This window comes from Tamlana sp. I1 (assembly GCF_015355625.1).
In the GTDB taxonomy this organism is placed as follows: domain Bacteria; phylum Bacteroidota; class Bacteroidia; order Flavobacteriales; family Flavobacteriaceae; genus Pseudotamlana.
In genome coordinates this window covers 55,058-73,398 of the sequence record NZ_JACLAF010000003.1, presented here as the reverse complement: position 1 = coordinate 73,398, position 18,341 = coordinate 55,058, and the positions used below count along the sequence as shown (strand labels likewise).

Genomic DNA, 18,341 nt, shown 5'->3' with positions numbered 1-18,341 from the left:
TGACGAAAATTCATTTTAAGTAAATTTCAAACAAAAAAGAAGCCTTGCGTTTAGTTTGAAACAGCCACTTTTTTTGATATTTCGGTATCCGATGTTTTTACTGAAAACACATACATTCCCGAAGATAAATGTGTTGGAATAACAATTTTTTTATCGGATGCATTTATATGCTTTTCAAAAACAATTTGACCTAACATATTTACTGCTTGTAGCGTTTCAACCGTTTGACTTTTCGGGTTATTTATAATTATATTAGAGTCTAATGCATTATAAAATAATTGAACCCCTAATTTATGGTCTTCAGAATTGATATCTAAAGTTTTTGTTTTGTCCGAAAATGCAATTTCAAAACGGTTACTAGTTAGTCCTGCTTCAACATTAGTAAAATATGAAGAATTTCTTAAATCAAAATAAGTGTCATGATCTTTTAAATAAACCTGTACGTCGTCAGGAACATTTTCTAAAGTATTGATGCTTATCTCAATTAATCCTCCTTTTTTAGTTTTTACAGTTAGTGGCAACACTGTTTCTTCTGTTATGGCATCAATCCCTTGAATAATATAATCGTCGTTTTCAATATTCCAATACATATCTTCAATGTTGGTTTCGTTTAAACGGCCATCGTAACCCCAATCGTGCCCCAATGTTGCGTTTTCATCAACAGTGGTTAGTAACTCACGCACATAACCTTTTGGAGATTCATAATGAATTCTAAGTTTTGGTCTTACATCATCATATTTTGTTGCTTCTGTTTTAGCACTCGTTTTATTAGATGCGCTTTTTAGAAATATAGAATTCTTGCTTGCTTCATCTACAAATACTCTTTGGTCGTTTTCAAATTTGGTTTCGCCATCAGACTCTGCATTTACAAAGAAGCCTTGCCCTACAGCAATGTAGCGTTGTGGGGTTTTTGAAGATTTTCCAGTTTGACTAACATCTGGGTGCGATTTTGCGCCTTTACCCGATAAGGCTGGCGTGCCACCAGAATGATTATATAATCCATAGCCACCTTCATAATCAGCTAAATAATGAGAGCCACCTCCAAAGTGCTCCCAAAAATATAAGGTGCCATCTAAATGTGGGTTATCGTTTAAAAATTCGGCAGCATCAATAACAGAAGGATATGGGTTTCCTACTAAATATTCATTGCCTTCATGTGTTTCTAAAGTTATTTCACCATTATTTGGAGTGCCAATGTATACGTAATTATGGTCGTTAGATATATCGCCTTTTCCGGGGCCTTTCATGGTATAACCTTCGCCAACCTTTAATTCGCCTGTACTTTTAATTTGTTGCCATAAGGCGTAAGTATCTCTTGGTTTATTGGTGTATTTGTAAATCCAATAGTCTGCAATTTTTATAGGATCGCTTGTGTCGTCACCATCATAGCCCCCAACAAAAGTTATGGGTTGCGGGTTGTTAGTCTCTTGTCCATCATAAAGAATGTCTGCAACAGTATACGTTTCATTGCCATCAATAAGACCATTTGTATTAAATGAATGTACAGGAGAAGACCATAAGTTATAAGAATACATGTTTACAGTGCCTTGTTGGTCGCGTTGAAGTATTCCATAGGGGCCAGCTTCCAGTTGACTGTCTTGAGTTTGTACCAGTTGAGATTCACCTTGTAAATCTAGTTCACCTTCTAATTTTAAATACCAAGTGTTTTTTAGTTCAACATGGTTATTAACTTCAAGTTTACCGTTTTCAGAGATAAATAAACCTAAATTAGAATGATAGGTTGAGGTTTTTACATCGTGATTTATGTTTACTATCGACCAATCTTTAGCTAAAGTGTAATCGTGTATGTCCCAAGCATCACCATGTAGCCATGTACTACTGTTATTCCAGTCGCCATCAGTTGTAGTAACAAAAGGTAATGGAGCCGTTTGTGGGCGTATATTTGAGATGCCGTCGTTATACATTGTAGCATCGGTATTTCCGGTTTTGTCTACAACAGCATCACCAATGTAGTTATCCATCGTGTAATAACGTAGTAAAGAACCATTAAGAGAACTTTTTATTTCTCTATCTATAATTTTACCTTTATTGAAATTGGTATCATCTAACTCTTGATTCATCATTTTTTGAATGTCTAATTCTGTTAGAGCTTCACTAAAAACACGTACTTCGTCGATTTCACCTATAAAATAAAGATCGTTTCCAGCTGGATTTTTTCCAATGGTAAAATTATTTGCACTTGTTTTAAGCGTTGTCCCTACATTTTTTGAGCCATTAATATGATCTTCCCCGTTAATATACATGTTTGCCAAGCCTGTTGCCGTATTGTAAGTTACTGCAACATGAATCCAAACGCCTTGTTGTAAAGCAGTAGTTGAGCTTCCAATTGATGTTTCGTTAACAATAGTTCGAATGTTGGTTCCGTTTATAATTATGTTGAAGTTATCTTGGCCAATAACAAATTGCTGTGTAGAGCCATCCGATTCTGGTTTTATCCAGCACATTAAAGTGATTTCTGATAACCCATCTAAAAAATTTGGTGTTTCTACATAATCATCTACACCATCAAAGCTTAAGGCATGTGAACCGTTAATTATTACTGCTGGTGCAGTTACTTCTGCTTCAATTATAAACGTATATGGGTTGTTATTAGGATCATCACTGGCTACGCTAATAGTAGCTTGTTTAAAACCTGATGAGCTTGGAGTGAACGTTACTTCAAAAGTTGTAGAGGGATTTCCGTTGTTTAAAACAGTTTTTTTTGTAGGTTGTTGGGATATTGTAAAATCGCTTGATGACGCTATGAAGCTTACCGGATTTGCTGGTAATTTTATGTTCCCTGTATTAGGATTCGTGTTTATAATCGTAAACGTTTTTGTAATACTTGCTGAGCCAAGCTCAACTGTTCCAAAATAAGTATTGTTAATACTATTTGTTATAGTTGCTCCATTTGTAATAAGATTATTATTTCCTCTAATTTCTAGTTTAGAAGATATGTTTACAAAGTAATCTTCGAACTCTTGGAGATCGTAAGTGATACCACAAGGGTTTTGTTGAAACCAGTTTTTTTCAGCACCAATTCTCATAACTGTGGTTCCAACTGATGCGTTATTAGGTATTGTAAACGTAATATAATTGTTATTTGTACCTCTAATAAATTCACTGTCGCTAAATATGCCATCTTTATTATAATCAATAAAGAGTCCTAGGTTTAACGGTCCTCCCGCTACTGAAATGTATACTTTTTTTTCACTTCCAGCTATTAAGTCAACGGAAGGCGTGTTTAAATAATTACCATATCCACCATCGTCTCCAGAGTTATTATTAATACTAGTAGAATTTGCCCCATCAAGTTTTACATTTGTAATATAAGCATTGCCATTGGTATGAGATACAGGTTCACAAGCTCCTGTGTTTATGATGATGTTTACAGTTGCAGTATCACAGTTACCATTGCTGTCACAAATTGAATAAGTAAAGCTATCTGTTCCAACGTAACCTGGGTTTGGCACGTACTCAAATGTTCCATCTATATCTTGTTCGGTTATAGAGCCCTGTGATGGTGTCGTCGCGATAGAAAAATCGTCACCATCTCCAAGGTGATTGCTAATCATATCATTTGCTCCAACATTTATTTGATTGCTAACGCCGCTCGAATCTTTCCCAACAATTAATTCATCGTCAAATGCCTCTGGAGTACTTGGTAATGCAAAATTTAGCGTATAATCTTCTACCTCTGTTATTTTGCCTTCAAAATTACAAGCATCAACATCGTACTGTGGGTCACACGTTCGGCAATAGAAAGAAACAACGCGTAATACAGCCGTGTCTTGTAGTTGTTTTGTTATTTGAATAGTTCCTGAAGATTTTAAGTTAAGTTTGAACTCCTCAGAATTATAGGCTTCAATAAAATTACCATCTCCGTAATCTATCCATAATACTGTTTTTACACCATCACCCCAGCTACCGTTTGTGTTTGTAATAGAAAAAGTACAGATTCCTCCTACTTTAACATTAACCGATTTTGCGGTATAATTTGTCCATCCTTGTCCAATAACACTTGTGTTATTTATTGTAGAAGCTGATTCACCTGTTATCGTGACGTTTGTTATTCCAACTTGGCTATTCGTTCCTACATTACTAGGCGTACATTGTGCATTTAATGAAAACTGGTTAACCAAAAAAAATAAGGCTATAAGTATAGACTTAAAATAAAATACATATGTTTTTATCATGTGATTTGAGAGAGAGAGAGTTTATGAGAGAATGTTGTGTTTAAATAGCTAAAAATAAATAATGATCAAAATTAATTATTAAAAAGGACTTTAGTTAAATTTCATCTTTTTTTCGATAAAAAACAGTTTTTTTAACATGTTATAAGATTGCATTAGTAAAGCATCATATTTTTTAACAAGTAAAATCTTTCTTAACTGGTCGAGTGAGTGCTCAATGTATCTTAGTGAATGTTGGTGCTTGTTTCCATACAGAATGCGTAGTTTAGTAACATTCCAATTAAAAATAAATGTATATTTGAAAACCCAAATCAAAAAAAATATGAAAACCTTAAAATTAAAACCATGGTACCTATTGCTATGCTTTACAATGTTAATTTGTAGCGTAGCCTGTTCAAAAAGTGATGACTCTAATTCTGATGAATCAGCATACATTAACACCCAAATTTTTAACGAAATAAATGCACACAGGAAAAGCTTAGACAAAAAAGCATTTGCTTCAAGCACTTTAGCAAATACTATGGCCGATGAGCATAGCGCATATATGGCTGCTCAAGGAAAGCTTAGTTACGACGATTCTATTAAAAGAGCAGGTGAATTGATTGCACAAGAAAATGCTAAATCAATGACCGAAAGTGTGGCTAATAAATACAGTTCGGCTGAAACGCTAATTGAAGCTTTATTAAACGATGCAGCGCATCGAAAAAATATTGAAGACGATTTTACACATATTGGCATTGGTGTAAACAAAGATGCAAATGGCGTGGCTTATTATTCGTTAATTTTCTTCAAAAAATAAACATTATTCAGGTTAAGTGTAAGTTTAAAGTCTGTTAGAAATATAAATCTAGCAGACTTTTTTAATTTGAAACAGCCATTAATCCGCTAGTTTTAAGGGCTAAGAATTGGCTAATTGTAGCAAAATTAACTTTTAAACCGTAACTTGTGGAAACTACAAACCGCTTTAAAAATTTATATGTTATGCCTGAAATTTCGACTCATTTTGGAATAGATAAAGCTTTAAAAACTTTAGGGATTACACCTATTAATTTAGGAAGTTCTACAGGAATAAATTCATTTTCAAACGGATCAATTATTGGAAGTTTTTCACCTGTTGATGGTGCATTAATTGCTAAAGTAAAAACGACATCGCAAGCCGATTATAATGAAGTTTTAGAAACAGCAACGGCTGCTTTCAAAGTCTGGCGAAGCAAACCAGCACCTTTTCGTGGCGAAATCGTGCGGCAGTTTGGTGATAAATTAAGAGAAAAAAAAGAAGCGCTTGGTAAATTGGTGTCTTACGAAATGGGCAAAAGTTACCAAGAAGGTCTTGGCGAAGTTCAGGAAATGATAGATATCTGTGATTTTGCTGTGGGCTTGTCTCGACAACTGCATGGGCTTACAATGCACAGCGAACGCCCTGGGCATCGTATGTACGAGCAGTATCATCCGCTTGGTGTGGTTGGTATTATTTCGGCGTTTAATTTCCCTGTTGCTGTTTGGGCTTGGAATACTGCCCTTGCTTGGATTTGCGGCGATGTTTGTGTTTGGAAACCTTCAGAAAAAACACCACTTTGCGGTATTGCTTGTCAGAACATTGCAGCAGAAGTTTTTGCTGAAAATAACCTGCCCGAAGGCATTTCATCTTTAATAAATGGCAATTATCAGGTTGGGGAATTTATGACTCAAGATTCCAGAATACCTCTAATTTCTGCAACAGGTTCAACTAAAATGGGTAAAACTGTAGCGCAGGTTGTTGCTGCTAGATTAGGAAAAAGTTTATTAGAATTAGGCGGAAATAACGCCATTATAGTAACCCCAGATGCCGATATAAAAATGACCGTAATTGGTGCTGTTTTTGGTGCTGTTGGTACGGCTGGACAGCGTTGTACCTCTACCCGTCGTTTAATAATTCATGAAACTATTTATGATAAAGTGATGAAAGCCATCACAGATGCTTATAAACAATTACGCATAGGAAACCCGTTAGATGAAAACAATCATATGGGACCATTAATTGATGCCGATGCCGTAAAACGATACCAAAATGCTTTGGATAAAGTTGTTGAAGAAGGCGGAAAGATATTGGTTGAAGGCGGCCTGCTTTCAGGCGCAGGGTTTGAAAGTGGTTGCTACGTAAAGCCTGCCATAGTTGAAGCAGAACCACATTTTAAAATGGTACAAGAAGAAACCTTTGCACCAATTTTATATGTGCTGAAATATGCTGGAACTGTTGAAAATGCCATCGACATTCAAAACAGCGTTGCTCAAGGTTTAAGTTCGGCCATTATGACCAATAATTTACGTGAAGCAGAGTGTTTCCTTTCGGTAACGGGCTCCGATTGTGGTATTGCAAATGTAAATATTGGTACTTCGGGAGCCGAAATAGGAGGGGCTTTTGGTGGCGAAAAAGAAACGGGTGGCGGACGTGAATCGGGTTCCGATGCTTGGAAAGTATATATGCGTCGTCAAACCAACACCATAAATTATACCACGGAATTACCATTAGCCCAAGGCATAAAATTCGATTTATAATTCCTTTACCTAAAGAGTTAAAAGAGTTTTCCTGCTTTTATAATGGAATTTCCAACGCGTTTATATTTTACAATGTTTCCGTTGGCACAAAAAAGATATATCGCATTGGTTTTTTGTTCTTTAGCGTTTAGTAGTAAAACATCTTCCACATTGCAGTCGTTATCTTTAGCTACTTTAGCCTTGACATGGTCTATGGTAGCGCGGCCTTTTTTAAGTTCAGCTTGAATTTTACTGTCTAATTTTGGTTCTTTAAAATCGGCATCAGGTTTACAGGAATTGTCGTTATTTGTTTCTACTAAAGTGCTGTCAACTGCTTTTTTCTCTGGAACTATATTATCAATATATTCCCAGGTGTAATCCGCTTTAAGCAAAACACGTCGGCCGTCTTCTGTTTTTACAATATAATTGTTCTGTGAAAATCCGATAAATGATAGGCTGAATAGAAAAATAAAGATGTAAGTTCTCATAAATAAAGGTGTGATGTGTCTTCAAAAGTACAGAAATTATGTCAAAAGAAATCAAGTCTTCTAATTTATGAGAATGCTTAAATTAAGAAGTATATTTACGGCATGTTTCCTGAAAAATTACATCAAAAATTAGAAAACCGCAATGCTGAAAATGCATTGAGACAGCTTGGTGCGGATAATCCATACGTTGATTTTTCATCGAATGATTATTTAGGATTTTCAAATAATGAAACTATTTTTAATGAAAGTCACGCGTTTTTAAAAGCGCAAAATCTGCTTCATAATGGAGCTACGGGTTCACGATTGCTTTCAGGAAATCATAAATTATATCCCCTTGTAGAAAAGCAATTGGCTAACTTTCATAATAGTGAATCGGCCTTAATTTACAACTCAGGTTACGATGCCAATATTGGTTTTTTTGCCAGTGTACCGCAACGTGGTGATATTATTTTATATGATGCCTATATTCATGCGTCCATCCGTGATGGCATGCTCATGAGTAATGCGAAAACCTATAAATTTAAGCATAACGATTTAAGTGATTTAGAAACACTGTTAACTCGCTTTACTGAAGGAGGTTCTGATAGTAAGCAACATATTTATGTCGTTACCGAATCTGTTTTTTCAATGGATGGCGATTCACCAGATTTAGAAAAACTATCGCAAATATGTAAAAAGCACAAGGCGTATTTAGTGATTGATGAAGCTCATGGCCTTGGCGTTTTTGGAAAACATGGTGGCGGACTCATTCAACACCTAAGCCTAGAAAAAGCCGTGTTTGCAAGAATTGTAACCTACGGAAAAGCCTTAGGATGCCACGGGGCCTCTATTTTAGGTAGCGACCTTTTGAAACAGTATTTAGTTAATTTTTCTCGCAGTTTAATTTACACAACAGCACTCCCGCCTCACAGTTTGGCTACCATTCATGCCAGTTATGCAGCACTAGAGCAAACTCAAACACGCCAGAAACTAAAAGAAAACATCCAGTATTTTAAGTCTGAAATCAATAAAAACCAGCTTCAAAAGTTGTTTAGAGAAAGTGATTCGGCCATACATTGCTGTATCATTTCAGGAAACGATAGGGTGAAACACATATCAAAACATATTCAGAATTCAGGTTTTGATGTCAAACCCATCTTGTCTCCAACGGTTTCAAAAGGACAGGAACGCTTACGATTTTGTCTACACGCTTATAACACCGAAGCTCAAATTTCTGAAGTTTTAAAACTACTAGCACCCTTGGTAACCTCATGAGCAATCGTTTTAAAACCATAGCACGATTTCAATATTCTACCGAAGCCCAAATTGTAAAAGGGCGTTTGGAAGCCGAAGGCATACAGGTTTTTTTATCCGATAATTTAACCATCGATACCGATCCACTAGTGAGCAACGCCATTGGCGGTGTAAAACTAAAAGTGCTATCAGAACAAGCCCTAAAGGCGCAACATATTTTAGAATCTATAAGTAAATATGCCATAGACGACGAAGGCCAAACCGTCGTTTGTCCAAATTGTGAAAGCCAAAAAGTTGCCCTCTTTTCAACAATTAAGGATGCTAAATCATTATTCTGGTTTATTTTTGGGGTTTTATTTTCATCGCTTCCATTTTATATGAAACATAAATATAGATGTGAAATGTGCCAAACGGAGTTTAATATAAAATGAATCAGCTTGCGTCACCCTAAACGTTTTCAGGGTTACATTTCAGCAAATGAAATCAATAATTATGAGAATCTGAAATAAATTCAGATTGACGTAAAATAACCCATTTCTTATCACAGCATAAAGTTATGATAAGAAAATTGAGTTTTCTTATCATAATAAAGTAACTTTGTAAAGCAAATTCAAAATTTTATACATAGTGGATTCAGGACATTTAAATAAGTTACCCCTCACACATGATGTTGAATCTAAAAAAGTATTAAAAAAATTAGCTTCTGCCCATAGAGCTTTGGCAGAACTCAAAGGTGTTGTTTCAAGTATTCCAAACGAAAATATCTTAATTAACACTTTAGGTCTTCAAGAAGCTAAAGATAGTTCGGCTATTGAAAATATTATCACCACGCACGACGATATTTTTAAAGCCGAGTTAAATCTCGATGGGTTTAAATCTTTAAACGCTAAAGAGGTTCAAAACTATATCGCTGCATTAAAAAAAGGATTTGGTCTCATTTCAAAAAATAGGATTTTAACCAACAATGATATTATCGCCATCCAGTCGGAATTAGAAAAAAATAACGCTGGGTTTAGAAGAGTTCCAGGAACCACACTTAAAAATGCAACAACGGGAGAAACCGTTTACACCCCTCCCCAAGATTACGATGCCATATTAGATTTAATGCAAAATCTAGAACGATTTATAAATGATCCTAGCGTTTCGGATTACGACGATTTGGTTAAAATGGCTATTATTCATTTTCAGTTTGAAAGTATACATCCTTTTTATGACGGAAACGGAAGAACAGGGCGAATTATAAACGTGTTGTTTTTAGTAATGAACGATTTATTAAATCTTCCCGTCTTGTATTTAAGTCGTTATATTATAACGCATAAAGCAGATTATTATAAACTTTTACAAGAAGTTAGAGAAACGAATCATTGGGAGAATTGGATTTTATACATGCTAGACAGTGTTGAGCAAATTTCAAAAGAAACCATTGTATTAATTGCAAAAATTAATGATCTAATGCTTAAATATAAGCACCTGCTTAGAACCAACTATAAGTTTTATAGCCAAGATTTATTAAATAATTTATTTATGCACCCTTATACGAAGATTGAATTTATTGAAAATGACTTAGGTGTTTCAAGAATTACAGCTTCAAAATATCTTAATTTATTAGCAAAAGATAACATCCTCAAAAAAGAAAAATTAGGAACAGGAAATTATTATATTAACGTGGAATTAATTAAAATTTTAACGCTAAAAGACTGATTTTTAAGTTCTACACTTATTAATTTGATGTCATTTTCTAAAACAGAAAAGCATCAATAGAATGACTTGCGCATGACGAAAAAAACAAACACTTATTTCATAACAGGTATTTCTACCGAAGTTGGTAAAACCGTGGCCTCGGCCATTGTAACAGAAGCCTTAGAAGCCGATTACTGGAAACCCATTCAGGCCGGAGAATTAGACCATTGCGATACCAAAAAAGTACAAAACCTAATCTCCAATACCAATACAAAATTTCATCCTAACGCCTATGCATTAAACACGCCTATGAGTCCGCACGCTTCCGCGGAAATAGATGGCGTTACAATCGATTTAAAGCAGATAAACCCTCCCAAAACCAACAATCATTTGGTTATTGAAGGTGCTGGTGGTTTGTTAGTTCCTTTGAATGATGAAAAGACGATTTTAGATATTATCAAACCAAATTATAAGGTTATTGTGGTATCTAGACACTATTTAGGAAGTATCAATCACACGCTTCTAACAGTAAAATTACTGCAAGAAAAAGGATTTGATGTCTCACTAATTTTCAGTGGAAACGAACATAAAACGACAGAAGACATCATTAAAAAAATGACAAAAGCTTCCGTTATTGGAAGGATTGATGAAGAACCTTATTTCGATAAAAATGTGATTCGGGAATATGCTGATAAGTTTAAAGCTAATTTGTAACGTCACCCTACTATAATTACTTTAGAACATCAGTACAACAAGAATGACGAGAGCACTTATGACACTACAACAACGCGACAAAAAACACCTCTGGCACCCGCTTACCCAACATAAATTGCACCCAGAATCTATTGCCATTACAAAAGCAAAAGGCTGTGTGTTAACCGACGAAAATGGTAACGAATATATCGATGCTATCGCCTCATGGTACACCTGTATGTACGGGCACTGCAACGATTATATAACCAGTCGGGTTTCAGAACAAATGAAACAGCTGGATCAAGTGGTTTTTAGCGGATTTACACACGAACCTGCCGTGAAACTTTCCGAAGCTTTGATCAATATTCTTCCCGATAATCAACAAAAAATATTTTTTAGTGATAACGGCTCCACTTCGGTTGAAATTGGTATTAAAATGGCCCTACAATATCATTTTAACAATGGGGAAAAACGCAATACCCTAATCGCTTTCGAGGATGGTTTTCACGGCGATACCTTTGGCGCCATGAGTGTTTCTGGACTCTCGGTTTATAACGGTCCGTTTGAAGAATTTTTCCTCGATGTGAAACGTATTCCAGTTCCAAATGGTGAAAATTTAGATGCTATTTTAGAGCAATTAGAAAAAATTTCTAAAGACAATAAAGTCGCTGGATTTGTTTACGAACCTTTGGTTCAAGGTGCAGCAGCCATGAAAATGCATGATGTTAATGACTTAAATACCATTTTACAATTTTGTAAAAACAATCAAATTATAACCGTTGCCGACGAGGTCATGACAGGTTTTGGTAAAACCGGAAAACATTTCGCATCGCTACACATGGAAACCAAACCAGATGTTATGTGTTTAAGCAAGGCGCTTACGGGCGGATTGCTACCCATGGCATTAACCACCTGCTCACAAGATATTTACGATGCTTTTTATAGCGACGATATCGGAAAAGGCCTTTTTCACGGACATACCTATTCGGCAAATCCACTAGCCTGTACAGCTGCTTTGGCGAGTATAGAATTGCTACAAACCGAAGCCATTCAAAGCAATATACTGCGCATTATAGCTTCACATCAAACTTTTGGCGAACACATTAAAAAGCATCCTAAAGTAAAAGACATCAGACAATCAGGCGTTATTTTTGCCTTAGATTTAGATGTAGAAATGCAACGCTACGGAAATCTGCGTGATAAACTATTCAAGTTTTTCATGAATCACGGCGTGTTTTTACGACCGCTTGGGAACACCATTTACATTCAAGCGCCTTATGTGGTTACGGAAACTCAGTTAGAAAAAATCTATCAGGTTATTGAAGAGGCTTTGGATATTGTTTAGGGCGTTACCCATCCATCGACTACGCTCAGGACAGGCGGTCGGGCTATCCGCTTTATCTTTTTAATTTTTTATGAAATTAAAAAGGATGCCGCTTCAAATGCTGTGATTCACGATTTCAATAAAAATGTAAACTATGAGTAATCCCTAACGCATAAATAGTATTTTTGTCAACTAACGTTAATCAGATTAACTTTTTAGATTCACATCACCATATTATGAGATGCTGAAACACCTTGCCTGTCGGCAGGCAGGAGTTCAGCATGACGAAATATTTATGCAACAACCCATTTCCATTACCGCCATGTCATCTATTTCTTCCTTAGGAAAAACATCCGACGAAGTATGGCAAAGTTATTTAAGCAACAACCATTGTCTGACTTCAAAATCCGTTTTGAATCAAGAGCTACCGGTGGCTCAAATTCCTGAGCATGCTAAAGCTGATATTGAGGCTTTAAAGCAATCCGATCAAAAGTACAAGTCTTTAGATAATTCCGTTTTATATGCCATTTATGCTTCTAGAGCTGCTGTAAAACAAGCAAAATGGGATGCTAGCGATAATTTCGGCATCAACTTAGGGTCTTCCCGCGGCGCTACCGAACTTTTCGAAACTTATTACGATTCCTTTTTACAATCTAATAAGGCAGAAACCTTAAGTTCGCCAACCACAACCTTAGGCAATATTGCCTCTTGGGTGGCTCACGATTTACAAACCGAAGGCCCAGAAATAAGTCATTCCATAACCTGTTCTACAGCTTTGCATGCCATGTTAAATGGTATCGCGTGGATTAATTCTGGCATGTGCAATAAATTTTTAGTTGGAGGAAGTGAGGCGCCATTAACGCCATTTACCTTAGCGCAGATGCAAGCACTAAAAATATATTCGCAAGTCAAAATTCAAGATGATTGTCACGCTGAGCCTGGAGAAGCGCTGGAAGCAACATTCCCATGTCGCGCCTTAGATCTCGAAAAAACCAAAAACACGATGGTGTTAGGCGAAGGTGCTTCCGTAGCTTGTTTGGAAGCTGGCATTCAGGAGGACGCCCTTGCAATTATTAGCGGCTATGGCTATGCTACCGAAATATTAAAACATAATATTTCCATTTCTAGTGATGCAAAATGTTTCCAGAAATCGATGAAAATGGCCTTAGGCGATTTAAATCCCGATGAGGTCGATGTTATTGTCATGCATGCGCCAGGGACTATAAAAGGCGATTTATCAGAAGTAAAAGCCATTGAAAAAGTATTCCCTAACCCACCGGCGCTAACCACTAATAAGTGGAAAATCGGACATACTTTTGGGGCTTCGGGGTCGTTAAGTATTGAGTTGGCGGTTTTGATACTTCAAAAGCAACACTTTATAAGTGTTCCTTATTTAAAGGATCAAAAACAACCAAAAAGAATTAAAAATATACTAGTAAACGCTGTTGGATTTGGTGGGAATGCGGTTTCTATATTGTTAACTAAGGCAGGCGATTAAGCCGCTGTAATTTTTGAGAGAATATAGTAATTTTCTGATTATTTAAGAGGTAAAATATAGGATAAAACCGGTTGAAAGAACACCGTAAAAGGCGAATCTTAAAAACAGATTTTGATAATACTAACATAAATTTATTACATTGAACAAAACAACTTTACAACACTTAAGACCCGTACCAACTATGAAAATGGTATTTGGAGTTACCCTCTTTATTTTAGGTCTTATTGGAGCAATCACAAATAATGTTTTCAATTTAATCCTTTCAGGAATTGGTGTTTTTTTAATGCTAAGAGAGGGGTCTGAAATAGATTTTGCTTCAAAGAAATATCGAGAAATTTATTCAGTAATAGGTGTTAATATTGGAAAGTGGAAAGATTTACCTGATATCGAATATGTTTCAGTTTTTAAAACTAACGAAAACAAGAGAGTACAGGGCATGGGAGCTTCGGCTAATTTTTCTAACCAAGTTTATAAATTAAATCTTTTTTATAATGGAAACGAGAAAATTGAAGCCTACATTACAGATGACCTTAATGATGCCTTTGAAAATGCTAAATATCTTTCTCAGGTATTAAATATTGATATTTTAGATGCAACTGAAAGAAATTCTAAATGGTTATAACTATTTTTGCTAAAAATTAATCTTCAAATGAGCGAGACTAGACACAACTGGACTAAAGAAGAAATTCTAGAGATATATAACAAACCTTTTATGGAGTTGCTTTATGATGCTGCAACGGTTCATCGTTTGCATCATGACCCAAACACCGTACAGGTTTCTACTTTATTGTCGATAAAAACAGGCGGATGTTCTGAAGATTGTGGCTATTGCCCACAAGCAGCCAGATACCACACCGATATTGAAGGAAACGATTTAATGTCTGTGCAACAAGTTAAAGCACAAGCTTTACGCGCTAAATCAGGCGGAAGTTCACGTGTTTGTATGGGAGCTGCATGGCGAAATGTAAAAGATGGCGAGGAGTTCGATCAAGTTTTAGAAATGGTAAGAACCATTAATAAACTGGATATGGAAGTGTGTTGTACCCTTGGTATGGTAACCGAAAACCAAGCGAAGCGTTTGGCTGAAGCTGGTTTGTATGCTTACAATCATAATTTAGATTCTTCGGAAGAATATTATAAAGAAGTGATTTCAACCCGTGGTTATCAAGATCGTTTAGATACTATTGATAACGTGCGTAAAACCAATGTTACGGTTTGTAGCGGTGGTATTATAGGCATGGGTGAAAATATTGAAGATCGTGCAGGTATGTTAGTAGCACTTTCTACTTTAAATCCGCAACCAGAATCGACACCAATAAACGCTTTAGTAGCTGTTGAAGGAACACCTTTAGAAGACCAAGAGCCAGTTTCTATTTGGGATATGGTACGTATGGTAGCCACCACAAGAATTGTGATGCCAGAAACTCAAGTGCGTTTAAGTGCAGGACGTACGCAAATGACTAGAGAAGGTCAGGCGATGTGTTTCTTTGCAGGAGCAAATTCTATTTTTGCAGGTGATAAGTTATTAACTACTCCAAATCCAGATGTGAACGAAGACATGAAAATGTTTGAATTATTAGGATTAAAACCTCAAAAACCATTCACTAAAAAAGTACAACCAAAAACGGTTGAAGCTCAAGATTCTAAAATTGAAGCTTTAGGTGAAAAACCAAAATGGACACGCCCAGAACATAAAATTGAACGTAATGAAGCGGCTAGAGCTTTAAGAAAAGAGGCGTCACAAGATTAAGTAAGTGCTTCGCATAAAAAATATAAAACCCGAATTTGATACCAATCAAATTCGGGTTTTTTTTAAAATATCCCCTAGAGGGGATCACAGGGGTATTTTTGCTGTTTTTATTAGTATTCCTTCGAAGAACTTTTCTAGAGTACTTATGTTAAAAACTATAAAGACACTAATTGGCAGGAATGTGTTTGTGCTATTAATTCGAAGCGTGTGCAGTTGTCGCTTTTAGTATACAGCTTAAAATTATCAATTGATAGACTGTTGCGTTAGGGATTTCTCATTGTTTTTAATTTTTGTTTTATGGAAATCGTGAATGCGTTAGGGATTGCAAAGGAAATCCTTTTTGAGAGTTTGCGAACAAAAAGATTGTATTGGAAAGCCCGACCTTTAGGTAACCTGCCAGCCGGCAGGCTGGCGCCCAAAAAAGTAAAATATAATCTTCGATTCTTAAACTAATAATATGCCCTCTTAAAAGTGAATTGTTAGGTAGTAAGTAGATTTTTTAGGCTAAAAATAAATGCGTTTATACGAAATTACTAATGGTTTTCTTTAAACTTTCAGGATCTAAGCCAATAGATTGTTGGAGTTCAGTAACTTTTCCGTGTTCGATGAAAGTATCTGGAATGCCTAATAATTTTATGGTGTTGGTGTACTTATGTTCAGCCATAAATTCTAGAATCGCCGATCCGAAACCACCGCGAACACTGTTGTCTTCAACGGTAATTATGGTGTGATGTGTTTTACAAATATGGTGTAATAAGGTTTCGTCTAGAGGCTTTACAAAGCGCATGTCGTAATGCGATACATTTAAATTTGTAATAGCTTCCGAAACGTTTTTAGCCATGGTTCCGATGCTTAAAACGGCTATGTTTTGACCTTCTTGAAGGGTGACTGCTTCGGCGATATTAATTTTAGTGAATCCTTGTTTCCAATTGATAATCACCCCACGACCTCGAGGGTAACGAATAGCGATGGGTTGTTCCAGTCCTAATTGTGCGGTGTACATGATGTTGCGCAATTCCACTTCGTTTCTAGGGGCAAAAATAATAAGGTTTGGTATGCAGCGTAAATAGCTTAAATCGTAAACGCCGTGGTGCGTGGCGCCATCTTCGCCAACCAGACCAGCGCGGTCTAAACAAAAAATAACAGGTAGATTTTGCAAGGCCACATCGTGAATAATTTGATCGTAAGCCCGTTGTAAAAATGTGGAGTAAATATTGCAAAATGGAATTAAACCTTGGGTGGCCATACCGGCAGCTAAAGTCACCGCATGCTGCTCGGCAATCCCAACATCGAAAGCACGATCGGGGAGGGTGTCCATCATAAATTTTAGGGAACTTCCCGTTGGCATGGCTGGCGTAATGCCAACTATATTTTTGTTTTCTTTGGCCAATTCCACAATGGTATGCCCAAAAACATCTTGATATTTAGGGGGTTGAATGGTGGTTGCTTGCACAGGAATATCCCCCGTTTGGGCATTAAATTTTCCAGGAGCATGGTATTTAACTTGGTCTTTTTCAGCTTGCTTTAAACCCTTGCCTTTCGTGGTTATAATGTGTAAAAACTTTGGACCTTGAACGGTTTTTAAGCGTTGTAATTCCGATATGACTGCATCTAGATCATGCCCATCAATCGGACCCGAATAATCAAAATTTAAAGCTTCAAAAATATTATCTTGTTTTTGGGTGCCCTTTTTTACGTTGGTGAGGTACATTTTTAAGGCCCCAACGCTGGGGTCGATACCAATGGCATTATCATTTAAAATCACTAATAAATTGGCCTTGGTAACGCCGGCATGGTTTAAGCCTTCAAAAGCCATACCGCCCGCAATACTAGCATCGCCTATTACGGCAATGTGTTGTTTTTCTAAATCTCCTTTAAGTCGTGATGCAATGGCCATACCCAAAGCTGCCGAAATAGAGGTGGAGGCATGCCCAACGCCAAAAGTATCAAAGATACTTTCGTCGCGTTTTGGGAATCCGCTTAGTCCTCCTAGTTGTCTGTTGGTTTCAAAGTTGTCTTTTCTGCCTGTTAAAATTTTATGTCCGTAGGCCTGATGTCCTACATCCCAAACCAATTGGTCTTCCGGTGTGTTAAACACATAATGTAAGGCGATAGTAAGTTCTACAACACCCAAACTCGCCCCTAAATGCCCTTCTTTAGTCGCTACGATATTTATAATGAATTCGCGTAGTTCTTTGGCAAGAAGTGGTAAGTCTTTTTGTTTTAAAAGACGCAAGTCCTTAGGGGAGTGAATATGGTTTAATAGAGTTTTTTGCACGACACAAAAATACTGTTTTTATTATTCTTACTATTGAAAATATAAATAGGGCTTAATCTTAAAATTATAATTCAAATTATTTTTGAAATTGTAATTTTGAAAATCTAATCTTTTCATTATGATTCAGCCATTCGACGATACTTATTTTATGAAAAAAGCCCTTCAGGAGGCAGAAACTGCTTTTGAAAAGGGGGAGATTCCTGTGGGAGCAGTGATTGTTATCGATAATAAAGTGATTGCTCGTGGTCATAATCTAACCGAAATGCTCAATGATGTGACGGCTCATGCCGAAATGCAAGCCATAACGGCGGCGGCTAATTTTTTAGGTGGTAAGTACCTTCAAAAATGCACCTTGTATGTCACTTTAGAGCCTTGCCAAATGTGTGCCGGTGCTTTGTATTGGTCGCAAATTTCTAAAATTGTTTATGGCGCCAGAGACTTAGATCGTGGTTGTATTAATTTGAACACCAAACTGCACCCTAAAACCATTATTGAAGGTGGTGTTTTGGCTGAAGAAGCCAGCCATTTAATGAAACGTTTTTTTATTGAACGCCGTAATTTGAATTGAATCTCGATTTTTTTGGACACGGATTTCACTGATTTTCACTGATGAAAATTTGCTCGTAAACAATTCGTGTCAAAGTATTTTATTTCAGCTCTGTGACTCTCTGCGTGTCTCAGTGAAACAAC

At 36.4% G+C, this 18,341-nt stretch carries 14 protein-coding genes; 11 read left to right on the top strand and 3 right to left on the bottom strand.

Features of this window, described 5'->3' with window-relative positions; all coding sequences use genetic code 11:
- Window positions 1-50: 50 nt before the first annotated feature.
- Complete coding sequence (locus tag H6X70_RS03185; protein ID WP_194766232.1) at window positions 51-4,196, bottom strand: LamG-like jellyroll fold domain-containing protein; 4,146 nt, start codon at window positions 4,194-4,196, stop codon at window positions 51-53.
- A gap of 319 nt (window positions 4,197-4,515) precedes the next feature.
- On the opposite strand from H6X70_RS03185, the gene H6X70_RS03180 reads away from it, so the two are divergent.
- Together H6X70_RS03180 and H6X70_RS03175 are read left to right on the top strand one after the other, a co-directional pair.
- Complete coding sequence (locus H6X70_RS03180) at window positions 4,516-4,992, top strand: CAP domain-containing protein (RefSeq protein ID WP_194766231.1); 477 nt, start codon at window positions 4,516-4,518, stop codon at window positions 4,990-4,992.
- Between the two features lie 182 nt (window positions 4,993-5,174).
- A complete protein-coding gene (locus H6X70_RS03175) occupies window positions 5,175-6,728 on the top strand; it encodes an aldehyde dehydrogenase family protein (RefSeq protein ID WP_194766230.1) in 1,554 nt (517 codons plus the stop codon).
- Window positions 6,729-6,745: 17 nt separating this feature from the next.
- Here the strand turns inward: H6X70_RS03175 and H6X70_RS03170 are convergent, their stop codons facing one another.
- Window positions 6,746-7,195: a DUF3157 family protein gene (locus H6X70_RS03170; RefSeq protein WP_194766229.1), complete on the bottom strand. Its 450-nt coding sequence runs from the start codon at window positions 7,193-7,195 to the stop codon at window positions 6,746-6,748.
- A 102-nt stretch (window positions 7,196-7,297) separates the two neighbouring features.
- Here H6X70_RS03170 and H6X70_RS03165 point away from each other — a divergent pair, with 102 nt between their 5' ends.
- The 8 genes from H6X70_RS03165 to bioB all read left to right on the top strand — a co-directional run bounded on the left by H6X70_RS03165 (window position 7,298) and on the right by bioB (window position 15,373).
- Entirely contained in the window at window positions 7,298-8,449 is a 1,152-nt protein-coding gene (locus H6X70_RS03165; protein ID WP_194766228.1) for an aminotransferase class I/II-fold pyridoxal phosphate-dependent enzyme, read from the top strand.
- A complete protein-coding gene (locus H6X70_RS03160) occupies window positions 8,446-8,859 on the top strand; it encodes a putative signal transducing protein (RefSeq protein ID WP_194766227.1) in 414 nt (137 codons plus the stop codon). The genes H6X70_RS03165 and H6X70_RS03160 overlap by 4 nt, the downstream gene beginning before the upstream one ends.
- A gap of 193 nt (window positions 8,860-9,052) precedes the next feature.
- Window positions 9,053-10,129: a Fic family protein gene (locus H6X70_RS03155; protein ID WP_317171443.1), complete on the top strand. Its 1,077-nt coding sequence runs from the start codon at window positions 9,053-9,055 to the stop codon at window positions 10,127-10,129.
- Between the two features lie 72 nt (window positions 10,130-10,201).
- Window positions 10,202-10,822, top strand: a complete 621-nt coding sequence (gene bioD / locus H6X70_RS03150; protein WP_194766225.1) for a dethiobiotin synthase — start codon at window positions 10,202-10,204, stop codon at window positions 10,820-10,822.
- A 58-nt stretch (window positions 10,823-10,880) separates the two neighbouring features.
- Entirely contained in the window at window positions 10,881-12,146 is a 1,266-nt protein-coding gene (gene bioA, locus H6X70_RS03145; protein WP_194766417.1) for an adenosylmethionine--8-amino-7-oxononanoate transaminase, read from the top strand.
- A gap of 274 nt (window positions 12,147-12,420) precedes the next feature.
- Window positions 12,421-13,623 (top strand): beta-ketoacyl synthase N-terminal-like domain-containing protein, encoded by a 1,203-nt coding sequence (locus tag H6X70_RS03140; protein WP_194766416.1) that lies wholly within the window; start codon window positions 12,421-12,423, stop codon window positions 13,621-13,623.
- A 139-nt stretch (window positions 13,624-13,762) separates the two neighbouring features.
- Window positions 13,763-14,245 (top strand): hypothetical protein, encoded by a 483-nt coding sequence (locus tag H6X70_RS03135; RefSeq protein ID WP_194766224.1) that lies wholly within the window; start codon window positions 13,763-13,765, stop codon window positions 14,243-14,245.
- Window positions 14,246-14,272: 27 nt separating this feature from the next.
- On the top strand, window positions 14,273-15,373 hold the full coding sequence (bioB, locus tag H6X70_RS03130; protein ID WP_194766223.1) for a biotin synthase BioB: 1,101 nt from the start codon (window positions 14,273-14,275) through the stop codon (window positions 15,371-15,373).
- 520 nt (window positions 15,374-15,893) lie between these two features.
- On the opposite strand, the gene dxs is transcribed toward bioB, so the two are convergent.
- Window positions 15,894-17,651 (bottom strand): 1-deoxy-D-xylulose-5-phosphate synthase, encoded by a 1,758-nt coding sequence (gene dxs, locus H6X70_RS03125; RefSeq protein WP_194766222.1) that lies wholly within the window; start codon window positions 17,649-17,651, stop codon window positions 15,894-15,896.
- 118 nt (window positions 17,652-17,769) lie between these two features.
- Between dxs and H6X70_RS03120 the strand changes: the two genes are divergently transcribed.
- Window positions 17,770-18,219, top strand: coding sequence for a nucleoside deaminase (locus H6X70_RS03120; protein ID WP_194766221.1), 450 nt, complete (start codon window positions 17,770-17,772; stop codon window positions 18,217-18,219).
- Window positions 18,220-18,341 lie beyond the last annotated feature (122 nt).